This window comes from Pseudomonas sp. B414, from assembly GCF_055408445.1.
Map to the genome: position 1 here is coordinate 1 of NZ_JBUZTQ010000022.1, position 14192 is coordinate 14192.

The following is a 14192-nucleotide window of genomic DNA, read 5'->3' on the forward strand; positions in this document are numbered from 1 at the left end:
CCAATCCAACTCATTGAAACTCAAGGAGTTTTCCGTTTCGACTGCGCCGGAAGTGGGGCGAATTATAGACAGATACAAATCCGAGTCAAGGGTTAATTGCAGCTTAAGCAACAGATACCGGTTTCTTCTTATAAAGACGCGGAATCCGGCTCTTCACCAAGGGTATGCGCAGGGCCAGCAGGCACACACCTATAAAGGCATAGATCGACCATTCCTTGAGATCTGCCCGCACAATCCAGAGCATATGAAGCAACCCCAAACCGACAACCACATACACCAGGCGATGCAGCTTCTTCCAGCGCCCACCCAATCGCCGCTGACTGTATCGGTTTGAAGTCACGGCCAGCGCCAGCAAACACAAGAAACCCAGCGCACCAACAATAATGTAGGGCCGCTTGCGCAGCTCCACGCCCAATTGCGACCAATCAAACCCCAGCACAAAAGTCAGATAGGCACAGAGGTGCAAAACCACGTAGGCAAAACACCACAACCCTAACTGACGGCGCACCGCTATCCAGCCCGACCATCCTGTGAGCTTCTGCATCGGCGTCATGCAGAGCGTCACCAATAACAGTATCAGCGTACCCAGCCCCAGCCTGTCGACCAGCACCTTTCCCGGATCCGGGCCAAGGGCAAAGATCCAGGCCTGATACAACCAAAGCAAAGGCCAGATGGCAGCAGCCACAAAAACGCCAATACGCCAAGCAAGGAGCTTCATCAGTAATTTTTCCGCAAATCGAGACCGGTATATAAAGAAGCCACTTCATCTGCGTAACCATTGAACATCTGGGTATCACGCACATTCGGACTGAACAGGCCGCTCGGCAAACGTCGCTCACGCGCCTGCGTCCACCTTGGATGATCGACTTGCGGGTTCACGTTGGCATAAAAGCCGTACTCATCCGCAGCAATGCTTTGCCAGGTGGTTTTCGGTTGCTCTTCGACAAGGCTGATTCGCACAATGGATTTCACGCTTTTGAAACCATACTTCCAGGGCACTACCAGTCGTAGCGGCGCCCCATTCTGGTTCGGCAATTCACGCCCATACATACCCACCGCCAGAATTGCCAACGGGTTCATTGCCTCATCCAGACGTAACCCTTCTACATAGGGCCAGTCAATCAATGCGAAACCCGAACGCTGCCCGGGCATGACCTTGGGGTCCTGCAAGGTCTCAAAGCGTATGTATTTGGCTTTGGATGTCGGCTCTACCTGTTTGAGCAAGGCTGAAATGGGGAAACCCATCCACGGAATCACCATTGACCAGGCTTCAACACAGCGCAGACGATAAATCCGCTCCTCCAACTGATAAGGCTTCATAAAGTCTTCAAGGGCATAACGCCCCGGCTTGCCCACCTCCCCGTCTACCACCACAGTCCAGGGCTCGGTTTTCAAAGCGCCAGCGTTCTGCGCCGGATCACCCTTGTCGGTGCCGAACTCATAGAAGTTGTTGTAGTGAGTGGCATCCTTGAATGGGGTGATCGCCTCTCCCTTGACTGTCACTGCCTGCCATTTGGTCTGCGGGAGTTTGTCAGTAAACCAGGCTGGAGCCTTGCCGGGTTCAATATCGGCATAGCGCACCGCATCTTCGGCACTGGCCCAACGCGGAAGCGCGCCCACAGCCAATCCGGCAAACGAACTGCCCAGCAATGCACGACGGGATAAATAGAAAGATTCAGGCGTAACGTCCGACTCTTTGCAATCGGACGCTTTAGGCAGCTTGATAAGCATGACAACTCCGCAGTATTGGAGGGCTGATGCACCAATAGACTACGGAGTATGGGAGAAATTACATCACTCGGCGTTTTTGTTACGACGCAAACGCAGTAAATACTGGATGGGCCCCGATGCTGCATAGGCCAGGAACGCCAACAACAGAATGCGCGGCGGGTCGCTGAACACAACCGCGAATACCAGCACCACCGCGAGAATGGCAACAAAAGGAACTCGCCCTTTCAAGTCCAGTTCCTTGAAGCTGTTGTACTTGATATTGCTGACCATCAGCATGCCGGCAGCCGCTACAAGCAGGGCTACCAGAAACGACATTTTCGAACCCTGGATGCCGTAATCACTGAATGCCCAAACGATACCTGCTACCACACCAGCCGCCGCCGGGCTGGCCAGACCAATAAAGTAGCGTTTGTCCGCTGTTCCGACCTGGGTATTGAAACGCGCCAGACGTAACGCCGCGCCAGCAACATAGATAAAGGCAACCATCCAGCCGACCTTGCCCATATCGCCCAGCGCCCAGCCAAAAGCCAGCAATGCGGGAGCAACACCAAAAGCGACCATGTCTGACAAGGAGTCGTACTCGGCACCAAAGGCACTTTCGGTATTGGTCATACGGGCTACACGGCCATCAAGACCGTCGAGCACCATGGCGACAAAAATGGCGATGGCCGCAAAAGCAAAGTACTTGCTAGCGCCAGCAGCATCACCCGCACTCATGGCACTTTGAGCGCTCATGGAACTGATGATCGAGTAAAAACCGGCGAACAGGTTCGCGGTGGTGAAAAGGTTCGGCAGCAGATAGATACCACGATGCCGGACTTTTCGGCCTTCGGCGTCATGCCCTTCTTCGACATGCTCATCGATAGGCAGCAGGCTATCGGCGTCTGAAGCCGCTTTTGGCTCTTCGGGACGTTCGCTCATGGACATTACCTTGCAACGATATGGAAAGTTTCGATAGAAGCTTGGGGCCAACACGCACCCGCAAACGATCCTGCTTTATACCAGAAGCGGCCGCTTAAACGAAAAAACGCGGCCTGGGCCGCGTTTTCTCTAAAGGCTAAGAACTTAGTTCTTGGCCTGGTCAACGATTTTGTTCGCACCGATCCAAGGCATCATCGAGCGCAGTTGCCCGCCGATGACTTCGATACCGTGAGCAGCGTTGTTGCGACGCTTGGCGGTCATCGATGGATAGCCGGTAGCACCTTCGCTGATGAACATCTTCGCGTATTCACCATCTTGAATGCGCTTCAGAGCGTTACGCATTGCCTGACGGGATTCGGCGTTGATAACTTCCGGACCGGTAACGTACTCACCGTATTCGGCGTTGTTGGAGATCGAGTAGTTCATGTTGGCGATACCGCCTTCGTACATGAGGTCAACGATCAACTTCAATTCGTGCAAGCACTCGAAGTAAGCCATTTCTGGCGCGTAACCGGCTTCAACCAGAGTTTCAAAGCCCGCTTTAACCAGCTCAACAGTACCGCCACACAGAACAGCCTGCTCGCCGAACAGGTCGGTTTCAGTTTCGTCCTTGAAGGTGGTTTCGATGATACCGGTACGACCACCGCCCACGCCCGAAGCATAAGACAGGGCCAGGTTTTTGGCATTGCCCGACGCATCCTGGTAGATAGCGATCAGGTCAGGGATACCGCCGCCACGTACGAACTCGGAACGAACGGTGTGACCTGGCGCTTTTGGCGCGATCATGATCACGTCGAGGTCGGCACGCGGAACTACCTGGTTGTAGTGAATCGCGAAACCGTGGGAGAAGGCCAGGGTGGCGCCCTTCTTGATGTTCGGCTCGATTTCGTTCTTGTACAGCGCGGACTGGAACTCGTCCGGGGTCAGAATCATGACCAGGTCAGCAGCGGCAACAGCGCTGGCAACGTCAGTTACTTTCAGGCCGTGAGCCTCGGCCTTGGCGACAGTGGCCGAACCTTTACGCAGACCAACAGTAACGTCAACGCCGGAATCTTTCAGGTTGCAGGCTTGAGCGTGACCCTGGGAGCCGTAACCGATGATGGCTACTTTTTTGCCCTGGATGATCGAAAGGTCGCAGTCTTTGTCGTAATAAACTTTCATGATTTTCCCTTATATCCAGGCCATTCAGGCCAATTAGCACTTGTTAGTTTTAGATGCTGAGTACTTTGTCGCCACGGGCAATCCCGGTGACGCCACTGCGAACTGTTTCCAGGATCGAGGCGGTTCCAATCGACTGAATGAAACTGTCGAGCTTCTCGCTGGTTCCTGTCAACTGCACGGTGTAAACACTGGCGCTGACATCAACGATTTGCCCACGGAAAATATCCGTGGTGCGTTTGATCTCGGCGCGCTGCGCACCCGTTGCCTTGACCTTGACCAGCATCAGCTCGCGCTCGATGTGAGCACTTTCCGACAGATCCACAAGCTTGACCACTTCAATCAGCTTGTTCAGGTTTTTGGTGATCTGCTCGATCACTTCATCATGCCCCACCGTGGTCAGCGTCAGACGCGACAAGGTCGGGTCTTCGGTCGGTGCCACCGTCAGGCTTTCGATGTTGTAGTTACGTTGCGAGAACAGGCCAACAACACGAGACAAGGCGCCCGGTTCGTTTTCAAGAAGCAAGGAAATAATGTGCCGCATGATTAAGTACGCTCCGTCTTGCTCAGCCACATGTCGCGCATGGAGCCATCTTTGATCTGCATCGGATAAACGTGCTCACTGGTATCGACCTGAATATCCAGGAACACCAGGCGATCCTTCATGGCAAAGGCTTCTTCCATTTTCGGCTTGAGGTCTTTCAGATCCGTGATCCGAATACCTACATGGCCATAAGCTTCAGCCAGCTTGACGAAGTCAGGCAGCGATTCCATATACGAGTGCGAGTGGCGACTGCCGTAGTTCATGTCTTGCCACTGACGCACCATCCCCAGCACTCCGTTGTTGAGGCTGATGATTTTTACGGGCAAGCCATACTGCAGACAAGTCGACAATTCCTGAATGTTCATCTGAATACTGCCCTCGCCAGTCACGCAGGCAACGTCAGCATCAGGGAAGCTCAGTTTTACGCCCATCGCCGCCGGGAAACCGAAGCCCATCGTGCCCAGGCCACCGGAGTTGATCCAGCGATTGGGTTTGTTGAAGCGGTAGTACTGAGCCGCGAACATCTGGTGCTGACCCACATCGGACGTTACATAGGCATCGCCCTTGGTCACTTCGCAGAGCATCTCGATAACGGCCTGAGGCTTGATCTGGCTACCGTCGCCCTTGTTGTAAGGGAACAGATCTCCGTCACCGCGCCACTCGTCGACTTGCTTCCACCAGTTGGCAACCGCCTCAGGATTTGGCTTCTCGCCGATGTCCTTGAGGATGGCGACCATTTCGGTCAGCACGCTCTCAACAGGGCCGACGATCGGTACGTCTGCCTTGATGGTTTTGGAGATGGACGCCGGGTCGATATCGATATGGATGATCTTGGCGTTCGGGCAGAACTTGGATGGACCGTTGATAACGCGGTCATCAAAGCGTGCACCTACCGCCAGGATCACGTCAGCGTTGTGCATGGCCATGTTGGCAGTAAAGCTGCCGTGCATGCCGAGCATGCCGATAAACTGACGGTCGGTGCCAGGGTATGCACCCAGGCCCATCAGTGTATTGGTCACTGGCACGTTAAGCATTTTGGCCAGCTCGGTCAGTGGCGCCGAACCACCGCCCAAAATAACCCCACCGCCTGCGTAAAGCACAGGGCGCTTGGCTGCCAGCAGCATCTCGGCCGCCTTGCGAATCTGGCCGGAGTGACCACGCAAGGCCGGGCTGTAAGAACGCAGCTTGGCTTTTTTCGGGAAAACGTATTCGAACTTTTCGGCCGGGTTGGTCATGTCTTTCGGGATATCGACCACGACCGGACCAGGGCGACCGGATTGCGCCAGGTAGAACGCCTTTTTCATGACTTCCGGGATTTCCGAAGCATGCTTGATCATAAAGCTGTGCTTCACGATGGGCCGGGAGATACCGATCATGTCGGTTTCCTGGAAGGCATCAGTTCCGACCATGGTGCTAGGCACCTGACCCGAAATGATCACCATCGGAATGGAGTCCATGTAGGCAGTGGCAATACCGGTGATGGCGTTGGTAGCACCCGGCCCGGAAGTCACCAGTACTACACCGGCTTTACCGGTAGCACGGGCGTAGCCGTCAGCCATATGGGTAGCAGCTTGTTCATGACGAACCAGGATGTGGGTAACTTCCGGCTCTTTGAACAGTGCGTCGTAAACATGCAGGAGAGCACCACCAGGGTACCCGTAGATATATTTGACACCTTCGTCGCGCAAAAAGCGCACGAGCATCTCACCACCAGACAAAAGCTCCACGTTGTTCACCTCTAAAACGCCAGAATACCGTCCACAAAAATACGAACGGGTCTTAATAGGTTTACTTTTCAGCAGAGCATGAGCGACGGTGGTCGCCGACTACGTCAGCACTGACTGAGCAAGTATTGGGAACTCCCCAAATATTGCGGGGGTTTCCCACCCAGCGCGAGGTAACGCGTTGCGGGTGTAACAGGTCGGCGCGGGTGTGCGCCTCATGATCTGCTGAGAGAGCCTGCTTCTGGCAGTCCCTCTACAGCGGGAGTTCGATTCTTGTCATTAGGCCTGCCCAAGTCAAGCCATCTATTTAATTTATTTGCATAAATCGACAGGAACGCACAAAAAAACGCGCAAAATGACGGAAGCCAACAAGAAAATGGATGGCTGCCAGTAAAAACTGGCAGCCATGACCTCAGGAGGAAGGGCTGATCAGGCGATCAAAATCCTGAAAATGCTTGAGCAGGGGTTTCCAGTTGCCACGACGCTGGGCAAAAACATGCTCAGCCATATGCCAGATACCCGAGACACTGGGCAGTGGCTGGCCCTGTTCGACAATGACTTTCATCTTCGGCAGGAAGATCCACTGCACCCACTGCTCAAAATCCAGGCGGTCGACACTGAAGGGTTCCAGGCTGGACAAGTCGTGTTCGGTAGGGACCTTGTCACTCCACAAGCCTTGGGTGCGCATTTCCTGTTCGATCAGCAACAAGAACCCGGCAACCTCAGATGTGCGTACATCCATGACCATCAGAGGCTCACCTTGGCTTTTTGACGGGCCAGTGCAGCGCCAGCGGCATCACCCTGCTTCTCACGTGCCTGGGCAATCAAGCCCCACAGGCTCGCCTGCAAGTCCGGACGGCCACTGGCGAACGTCAAACCACGACGGGCAAACTGCTCGGCCTGGGCGGCATCGCCCTGGGCCATACGCACTTGCGCCAGACGATAAAGCACTTGCGGCTCACGAGGGGCCACGCGCTGGGCACGCTCAAGGCTCGATGACGCACCGTTCAAGTCACCGCTCGACTGTTGTTGCTGAGCCGTGGTGAGCAGCGCCAGCACCGGCCCATCCAGTTGCTCGTCGGCAGCCAGGCCGCCACCGCTGCTGTAGCTGGATGGAATACCGCTTGGCGTGACCGGCGCCGGAGCGCTGTAAGCAGTATTCGGTGTGTAGCTACCGGTGCTGATCGGTGCCGCAGCCGGCCCTGGGGTAATGGGCCCCGGCGTGAAAGGCTGAGTGCTGATCGGCGTCGAGACCGTGGCACCGCCACCCGGGATCATTACGACAACCCCCGAGTCCTCGGTGATCGTGCGCGCCTGGGCGGCACGTGGCGCTGCGGCCTGTGGATAACTCCCCGCCGTACGCTGGGCCGAAATACGTTCGTTATTCGACACCGGAACACCCGAGTCGACCACAGGAATAGAACCCTGCGGCACGCTGGCACAACCATTGAGCAAAGCCAGGGCTGAAACAGCCGCAATCCACAACTTATTCACGTCAAACCCTCTTTGCTTAATTCAACCAGCCCTTGACCCAATCCATCACGGCATCACCTGTGGCGGGCTCTTGCCCACCACAACTGGCCCCCGCTGGCGGCTCACTGCCGCGAATATACGGCATCTGCACCGCGCCAGGGCAGCCAGCATCAGAACCCTGACCGGTATGCGGATCAATCCAGGCCTGAACGATGTTATCGGGCTGTGGCATGTCGAGCGGCAGCGGGTCAGCTTTCTTCATAAAACTGGTCCATACCTGCAAGGCACCGGTTGCTCCGGTAAACGGTGTTTTGCCGTTGTCGTCGCGACCCAGCCAGACCACTGCCAGCAAGTCCTGGCTAAAGCCTGCAAACCAGCTGTCACGGGAATCGTTACTGGTACCGGTCTTGCCCGCTAGCGCGAGACTCTTGGGCAACACGTTATAGACCGAGCGCCCGGTACCTTCGCGCATCACATGCTGCATCGCATTCTGGATCAGGAAGATCGACCCCGGGTCAAAGCGTTGCTGGATCTGGAACGGGTAGCGTTTGAGCGGCTCACCTTCGGCGGTCAGTACGCTGCGAATGCCGCGCATCGGCGTATTGAAGCCGCCGTTGGCCAGTGTCTGGTACATCGTCGCTACTTCCATCGGGCTCAATGCGCCAGCCCCCAGCAACATCGACGGGAATGCCGGGAACTCACGCTCCACACCCAGTCGCGCCAGGGTCTTGAGCACATTGGGCACACCGACTTCCTGCCCCAGCCTTACCGTGCCGAGGTTGTAGGAGTTCATCATCGACTGGTAGAGGAAAATCGTACCGTGCGAGCGTCGATCATAGTTCTGGGGCTTCCAGACCTGACCATCAGCGCCTTTGATCGACAATGGCTCATCCGACAGCCAACTGGTCAGTGTGTACTGGCTCGGTCGCTCAAGTGCCGTGAGATAGACCGCAGGCTTGATCAGCGAGCCAATAGGCCGTACCGCATCCAGCGCACGGTTGAAGCCTGCATAACCAGGCGCACGACTACCGATCAGCGCCTGAACCTCGCCGGTTTCAGGGTTGGTCACCACCATGGCGGCTTCCACTTCATCCGAGCCTTTGCGCCCGGCCAGACGCTTGAAGGTCTCCCCTAGCGCAGCTTCGGACTTCATCTGCAGGATCGGGTCGAAGCTGGTGAAAATTCTCAGCCCCTCTTCGGTCAAGTCTTCGTCGCGATAGTCTTCACGCAGCTGTCGCTTGACCAGGTCCAGGAAGCCCGGGAACGAGCTATCAGCCAGACTGCCGCGCTTGGTCACGCCCAGCGGCATTTTCTTCGCTGCAGCCACTTGCTCGGGAGTTGCAACACCTTGCTGCTCGAGCAGGTCGAGCACCAGGTTACGACGAACCAGCGCACGCTCGGGGTAACGCCGCGGGTTATAGGCAGATGGCCCTTTGACCATACCTACCAGCAGTGCCACCTGGTGCAACTTGAGCTCGGCCAACGGCTGGCTAAAGAAGAACTGACTGGCCAGGCCAAAGCCGTGTACGGCGCGCTGACCATCCTGGCCGACAAACACCTCGTTGAGGTACGCCTCGAGAATTTCGCGCTTGTCATAGTGCAACTCAAGCAGCAGCGCCATCATCGCTTCGGTCAGCTTGCGGCTCAGGCTGCGCTCGTTGGTCAGGTAGAAATTCTTGACCAGTTGCTGGGTCAAGGTACTGCCGCCCTGGCGCATTTGCCCGGCCGAGGTATTGACCCACATTGCCCGTGCAATCGACTTGGGCGAGACACCAAAGTGATGATAGAAGTCCCGGTCCTCGACGGTGACCAGGGTTTCCAGCAAAAACGGGGGTGCCTGATCGATATTGATGAGGATCCGGTCTTCAAGGTTTTTCGGGTACATGCCGCCGATCAGCAGCGGCTCAAGGCGCACCACTGGCAGTTTGGAGCCATTGGTCGAGGACAGTTCAGCCACATAATCGCCAGAAAACCTTACCCGCACCGGCTGCGCCTGCTCGGCGCCTTCATAAAACTGGAAGCCACGGGTATTGAGGTCGACCGTGTTGCCATTAACAGATGCCGCACCCGGGCCATTGGCCACGCTTTCACGGCGATAGCCCAACGCATCGAGCTCGGTGAGGAAGTCGTTCTTGCTCAGCTTCTGGCCGACGAACAGCTCCAGCGGCCGGGCATACACCTTGGCCGGGATGGTCCAGCGCTTGCCGGAGAACTTCTCCTGAACGATGGCATCCAGATAGACGGCAAAACCTGCCAGCACCACAAGGCCAACCAGACTGAGCTTGATGGCCCAGCCCAGCAAGGGCCGAAGGCCGCCAGAGGGACGTTTGGAACGGGAACGAGGAGATCGGGTACGAGTCATGGCGCGAGATTATACGCACTTTATTCATGTTCATCATGCGCAGCCCGGCGGTTTGCACTCCAGCTGTCAGCCGCCATAATGGCGCATCGAATTTTCCAGAACTTGAAGGATCAACCGTGAGCCAGAACCTGATTGCCGCCCTGCAGAACCCGGACCTCTACCCCCATGAAGTCGAAGGATTTCAGGTTATCGAGACGCATATCTCCTGGGTCATTCTTACCGGGCCGTATGCCTACAAATTGAAGAAGCCGGTCAACTTCGGTTTTCTGGACTTCACCGAACTCAGTGGCCGTGAGCACTTCTGTAATGAAGAATTGCGCCTGAACCAGCGTCTGACCGAAGGGCTTTACCTCGACGTGTTGCCGATTACGGGTACAAGCGAGGCGCCAGCATTCGGCGGTGAAGGCCCGGCGATTGAGTTCGTACTGAAAATGCGCCAGTTCCCGCAAAGCCAGTTGCTGAGCACGCTGCAAGCCAATGGTGAGCTCAATGCCGCCCATATTGACGAAATGGCTCAGCAAATCGCCCGCTTTCACACTCAGGCGCCCCAGGTTCCTGCTGAACACTATCAGGGCAATCCTGAGGCAGTGATGGAGCCGGTCCGTCAGAACTTCGAGCAAATTCGCCCGTTCCTTTCGGACAAAGCCGACCTGCTGCAACTGGATGCACTTCAGGCTTGGGCCGAGGCCAGCTTTACCCGTCTCAAGCCGCTGTTCGAACAGCGCAAGGCACAAGGGTTTATCCGCGAATGCCACGGCGATATTCACCTGGGCAATGCCACGATGATTGATGGCAAAGTGGTGATCTTCGACTGCATCGAATTCAACGAGCCTTTCCGCTTCACAGATGTGTATGCGGACACTGCCTTTCTGGCCATGGACCTTGAAGACCGCGGCCTGAAAAGCTTGGCGCGACGCTTTGTCAGCCAGTACCTGGAACTGACCGGCGACTACCAGGGGCTTGAGTTGCTGAATTTCTACAAGGCCTACCGCGCACTGGTGCGTGCCAAGGTCAGCCTGTTCAGCATGCCGGCCGAGGCGAGCCCGGTGCAGCGCGCTGCCACGCTGCGCCAGTACCGCAACTATGCCAATCTGGCAGAGAGCTACAGCACCATTCCGTCACGCTTCCTGACCATTACCCACGGTGTTTCAGCTGTAGGTAAAAGCTCGGTAGCCATGCGACTGGTTGAAGCGCTGGGGGCTATTCGTCTGCGCTCAGACGTCATCCGCAAGCAACTGTTTGGTGAGCAGACGGCGGAAAATGCTGTAGGCGGTGGCATCTACAATGCCGACGCAAGCGCTGCCACCTACAGCAAACTTCATGAACTGGCGGGTATCGTGCTGCGCGCGGGCTTCCCGGTGGTAATTGACGCCACCTACCTCAAGCGTGAGCAACGCGACGCCGCTGCCAAAGTCGCAGAAGCCACCGGCGTGCCTTGCCTGATCCTCGACTGTACGGCGCCAGATGCCGTGATCGAAGGCTGGCTGGCGCATCGCAAGTCCGTTGGCACCGACCCGTCTGACGCCACCCTGGAAGTGGTCAAGGCGCAGCAGGCCAGCCGCGAAGCATTGAGCGCCGATGAAATTCTGCGCAGCAAGCGGGTTGAAACCCACAACAGCAAAAGCCTCGACACCCTGATCGCTGACATTCGCCAGCGTTTGCCGGGCCTGTAAGGTTCATGTGCGCCGTGAGACCGTAATAGTTTCACGGCGCCTGCCTGGGCAAAACCGCCCAAAATCAAAAATACGACATCCGAGCCAACGCAACCGTTTCGCAGTGGATCACTCCTGCTAAACGGACAGAGACGCTCTACCCCCTTGCGTCCAAGGTACTGATCAGTACTTTCGGACAGCGCATTTTCCCATTTCCAACTCCTCCTTGTTCCAAAACCGACTAACGGACTGCGACTTTCCTGCTGAGCGCTACACTCCATAGAGTCACCACGCCCCGTAAACGCTGAGCTCACGCCGTCGCAAGGAGAGCTGATGAACGATGAACTCCAGCATCTGAAGAATCTTGGGAAAACCTCTGCGCAATGGCTGCATGCTGTTGGCATCCACAGTGCCTCGGACTTGAAACGCCTGGGCGCAGTGGATGCCTACAGGGCTGTAAAAGCGCGGGGGTTCAGAGCCTCTAAAGTGCTGTTGTATGCCATTGAAGGGGCCTTGCAGGATGTTCACTGGAACGATATCCCTGCCGAGCGCAAAGAAGCGCTGAACCAGCAAGTCGAGCAACTGACCGCGCAGAAAAAAGCCTGACACGATTGATTTTCGACTTACACGATGAACGGTAAAAAACAGTTGTTGACATGGAAATGAGAATTGTTATGATTACGCCATCTGGTCGCGAGACCAGTCGATCTTCTGAAAGGCCCTTGGTTCGGACTCTCAGAAAATCTCCTCATCAGGCTAATCACGGTTATTTGACCCGGCTCTTGCCGGGTCTTTTTTTGCCTGCAGAAAAGTGCGCACCCGGTGATCGGCACGTTGCTCAGCGGGCAATCACCATCGGGCAACCCAACTCAGGGTGCGGCTGTACTAACACATCAAGACCAAACACGGCCTTGAGCTCATCCGGCTGCAACACCACTTGTGGGCAATCCAGAGCCCGTGGGCGCCCCTGTTCAAGCAGTAACAAGCGATCGCAATAACGCGCCGCCAGATTCAGGTCATGCAGGATGATCAGTACCGCCGCGCCGCGATCAGCGAAGGCGCGAATAGCCTTGAGCGTGGTGTGCTGATGCAAGGGGTCGAGCATTGAGGTCGGCTCATCGAGTAGCAGGGTCTGCCCGCTTTGCCCCGGCCATAATTGCGCCAGCACCCGGGCCAGATGCACCCGCTGCCGCTCACCACCGGATAACGCCAGATAGCTGCGTCCTGCAAGATGCTCAACATCGGCTGCCTGCAGCGCCGCGTGAATTATTTCTGCGTCACGGGTACGACCGGTCTGATGCGGGAGTCGGCCCATGCCCACTACTTCTTCAACACGGAAAGCGAAATCCAGGGTCGAGGTTTGCGGCAGGACGGCAAGCCGCTGAGCCCGCTGTGCGCCCTTCCAATGCCCCAAAGGCTGCTGATCCAACCAGACCTGACCACCGGTCGGCGCCAGCTCCCCGCACAAGGCCGCCAGCAGGGTGCTTTTGCCTGCACCATTGGGGCCGAGCACACCCAGCACTTCGCCGGGACGCACATCAAGGGTGACACCCGTCAACACGATGTTCTGATCGCGACGGATCTGCAGATTTTCCGTGCGCAGCATCAGTGGCGTCCTCGCATCAGCAGGTAAAGAAAGAAAGGTGCACCGAGAAACGCGGTAACAATCCCGATCGGCAATTCGGCCGGCGCCAGAGCCAGACGAGCGATCAAGTCGGCAAACAGCAGCAGTGTCGCCCCCGCCAGTACCGAGGCGGGTAACAGCACGCGGTGATCAGGCCCCGCCAGCAACCGTACCAGATGCGGTACCACCAGCCCGATAAAGCCAATCATACCGGCCGCTGCCACAGCAGCACCTACACCCAGCGCCGTGCAAAACACCAGTTCGCGCTTCAGGCCTTCCACATCAATGCCCAAATGGCTGGCTTCGGACTCCCCCAGCAACAGCGCATTGAGCGCACTCGCCCGCCGCGGCAGCCACAGGGCAACGCCCACGGTAACTATTAACAGAGGCCACAGCCGGGCGTAACTGGCGCCATTAAGGCTGCCCAGATTCCAGAACGTCAGCGTACGCAATGTCGCGTCATCCGCCAGATAGGTAAACAACCCCACCGCAGAACCGGCCAGGGCTGTCAACGCAATACCTGCGAGCAGCATGACAGCGACATTGGTCTGACCGTTGCGTCGCCCCAGCCGATACACCAGCGCCGTAACCCCCAACCCACCGAGGAACGCACACAGTGATAGCAGATAAGGCCCCATCACTTGCGGCAACCCGCCAAATGCAGCCCCGCCCACAATTGCAATTGCCGCCCCCAGGGCAGCGCCACTGGACACGCCGACCAATCCGGGGTCGGCCAGCGGGTTGCGAAACAACCCCTGCATGGCTACACCCGACAGCGCCAGCACCCCGCCAACGGCCAGCCCCAGCAGGGTTCGCGGCAAACGGATCTGGCCCAGGATCAACTCGGCCTGCTCCAGGCCTTCGCCCGGAACAGGTACGCCGAGCAACCGCAGGGCGGCGCGCAAGGTATCAAACAGCGGCAGGCTCACCGGCCCCAGCGCCAGCGACAGCCAGATCGACAACAGGCACAGCACGCCAAGACCTATAAACAAAGACCTGGGCT

At 57.0% G+C, this 14192-nt stretch carries 13 protein-coding genes; 2 read left to right on the forward strand and 11 right to left on the reverse strand.

Annotated elements, in window-relative coordinates; translation table 11 throughout:
* Positions 1-103: 103 nt before the first annotated feature.
* From msrQ to mrcB, 9 genes are all read right to left on the reverse strand, one after another.
* Complete coding sequence (gene msrQ / locus ACZRMH_RS17560) at positions 104-718, reverse strand: protein-methionine-sulfoxide reductase heme-binding subunit MsrQ (RefSeq protein ID WP_464014513.1); 615 nt, start codon at positions 716-718, stop codon at positions 104-106.
* Positions 718-1731: a protein-methionine-sulfoxide reductase catalytic subunit MsrP gene (gene msrP / locus ACZRMH_RS17565; RefSeq protein WP_464014514.1), complete on the reverse strand. Its 1014-nt coding sequence runs from the start codon at positions 1729-1731 to the stop codon at positions 718-720. The genes msrQ and msrP overlap by 1 nt, the downstream gene beginning before the upstream one ends.
* 63 nt (positions 1732-1794) lie before the next feature.
* Complete coding sequence (gene pssA / locus ACZRMH_RS17570) at positions 1795-2652, reverse strand: CDP-diacylglycerol--serine O-phosphatidyltransferase (protein ID WP_153399268.1); 858 nt, start codon at positions 2650-2652, stop codon at positions 1795-1797.
* A gap of 144 nt (positions 2653-2796) precedes the next feature.
* Complete coding sequence (gene ilvC, locus ACZRMH_RS17575; protein WP_095002580.1) at positions 2797-3813, reverse strand: ketol-acid reductoisomerase; 1017 nt, start codon at positions 3811-3813, stop codon at positions 2797-2799.
* Positions 3814-3862: 49 nt separating this feature from the next.
* A complete protein-coding gene (gene ilvN, locus ACZRMH_RS17580; RefSeq protein WP_016783407.1) occupies positions 3863-4354 on the reverse strand; it encodes an acetolactate synthase small subunit in 492 nt (163 codons plus the stop codon).
* 2 nt (positions 4355-4356) lie between these two features.
* Positions 4357-6081 (reverse strand): acetolactate synthase 3 large subunit, encoded by a 1725-nt coding sequence (locus ACZRMH_RS17585; protein WP_464014515.1) that lies wholly within the window; start codon positions 6079-6081, stop codon positions 4357-4359.
* Positions 6082-6490: 409 nt separating this feature from the next.
* Entirely contained in the window at positions 6491-6820 is a 330-nt protein-coding gene (locus ACZRMH_RS17590) for a YqcC family protein (RefSeq protein ID WP_464014563.1), read from the reverse strand.
* 5 nt (positions 6821-6825) lie between these two features.
* Complete coding sequence (locus ACZRMH_RS17595; protein ID WP_464014516.1) at positions 6826-7572, reverse strand: tetratricopeptide repeat protein; 747 nt, start codon at positions 7570-7572, stop codon at positions 6826-6828.
* A gap of 16 nt (positions 7573-7588) precedes the next feature.
* A complete protein-coding gene (gene mrcB, locus ACZRMH_RS17600; RefSeq protein ID WP_464014517.1) occupies positions 7589-9913 on the reverse strand; it encodes a penicillin-binding protein 1B in 2325 nt (774 codons plus the stop codon).
* A 116-nt stretch (positions 9914-10029) separates the two neighbouring features.
* Between mrcB and ACZRMH_RS17605 the strand changes: the two genes are divergently transcribed.
* Complete coding sequence (locus tag ACZRMH_RS17605) at positions 10030-11586, forward strand: bifunctional aminoglycoside phosphotransferase/ATP-binding protein (RefSeq protein WP_464014518.1); 1557 nt, start codon at positions 10030-10032, stop codon at positions 11584-11586.
* A gap of 312 nt (positions 11587-11898) precedes the next feature.
* Positions 11899-12171, forward strand: coding sequence for a TfoX/Sxy family protein (locus ACZRMH_RS17610; protein WP_464014519.1), 273 nt, complete (start codon positions 11899-11901; stop codon positions 12169-12171).
* Between the two features lie 232 nt (positions 12172-12403).
* Here ACZRMH_RS17610 and ACZRMH_RS17615 read toward each other — a convergent pair whose 3' ends face one another.
* Together ACZRMH_RS17615 and ACZRMH_RS17620 are read right to left on the reverse strand one after the other, a co-directional pair.
* Positions 12404-13126 (reverse strand): heme ABC transporter ATP-binding protein, encoded by a 723-nt coding sequence (locus ACZRMH_RS17615; RefSeq protein WP_464014564.1) that lies wholly within the window; start codon positions 13124-13126, stop codon positions 12404-12406.
* A 44-nt stretch (positions 13127-13170) separates the two neighbouring features.
* Entirely contained in the window at positions 13171-14154 is a 984-nt protein-coding gene (locus ACZRMH_RS17620) for a FecCD family ABC transporter permease (RefSeq protein WP_464014565.1), read from the reverse strand.
* Between the last annotated feature and the right edge of the window lie 38 nt (positions 14155-14192).

Bases quoted from the DNA above. Each gene is read 5' to 3' on its own strand.
- msrQ (WP_464014513.1), bottom strand. From the start codon at position 718: ATGAAGCTCCTTGCTTGGCGTATTGGCGTTTTTGTGGCTGCTGCCATC.
- msrP (WP_464014514.1), bottom strand. From the start codon at position 1,731: ATGCTTATCAAGCTGCCTAAAGCGTCCGATTGCAAAGAGTCGGACGTT.
- pssA (WP_153399268.1), bottom strand. From the start codon at position 2,652: ATGAGCGAACGTCCCGAAGAGCCAAAAGCGGCTTCAGACGCCGATAGC.
- ilvC (WP_095002580.1), bottom strand. From the start codon at position 3,813: ATGAAAGTTTATTACGACAAAGACTGCGACCTTTCGATCATCCAGGGC.
- ilvN (WP_016783407.1), bottom strand. From the start codon at position 4,354: ATGCGGCACATTATTTCCTTGCTTCTTGAAAACGAACCGGGCGCCTTG.
- ACZRMH_RS17590 (WP_464014563.1), bottom strand. From the start codon at position 6,820: ATGGATGTACGCACATCTGAGGTTGCCGGGTTCTTGTTGCTGATCGAA.
- mrcB (WP_464014517.1), bottom strand. From the start codon at position 9,913: ATGACTCGTACCCGATCTCCTCGTTCCCGTTCCAAACGTCCCTCTGGC.
- ACZRMH_RS17610 (WP_464014519.1), top strand. From the start codon at position 11,899: ATGAACGATGAACTCCAGCATCTGAAGAATCTTGGGAAAACCTCTGCG.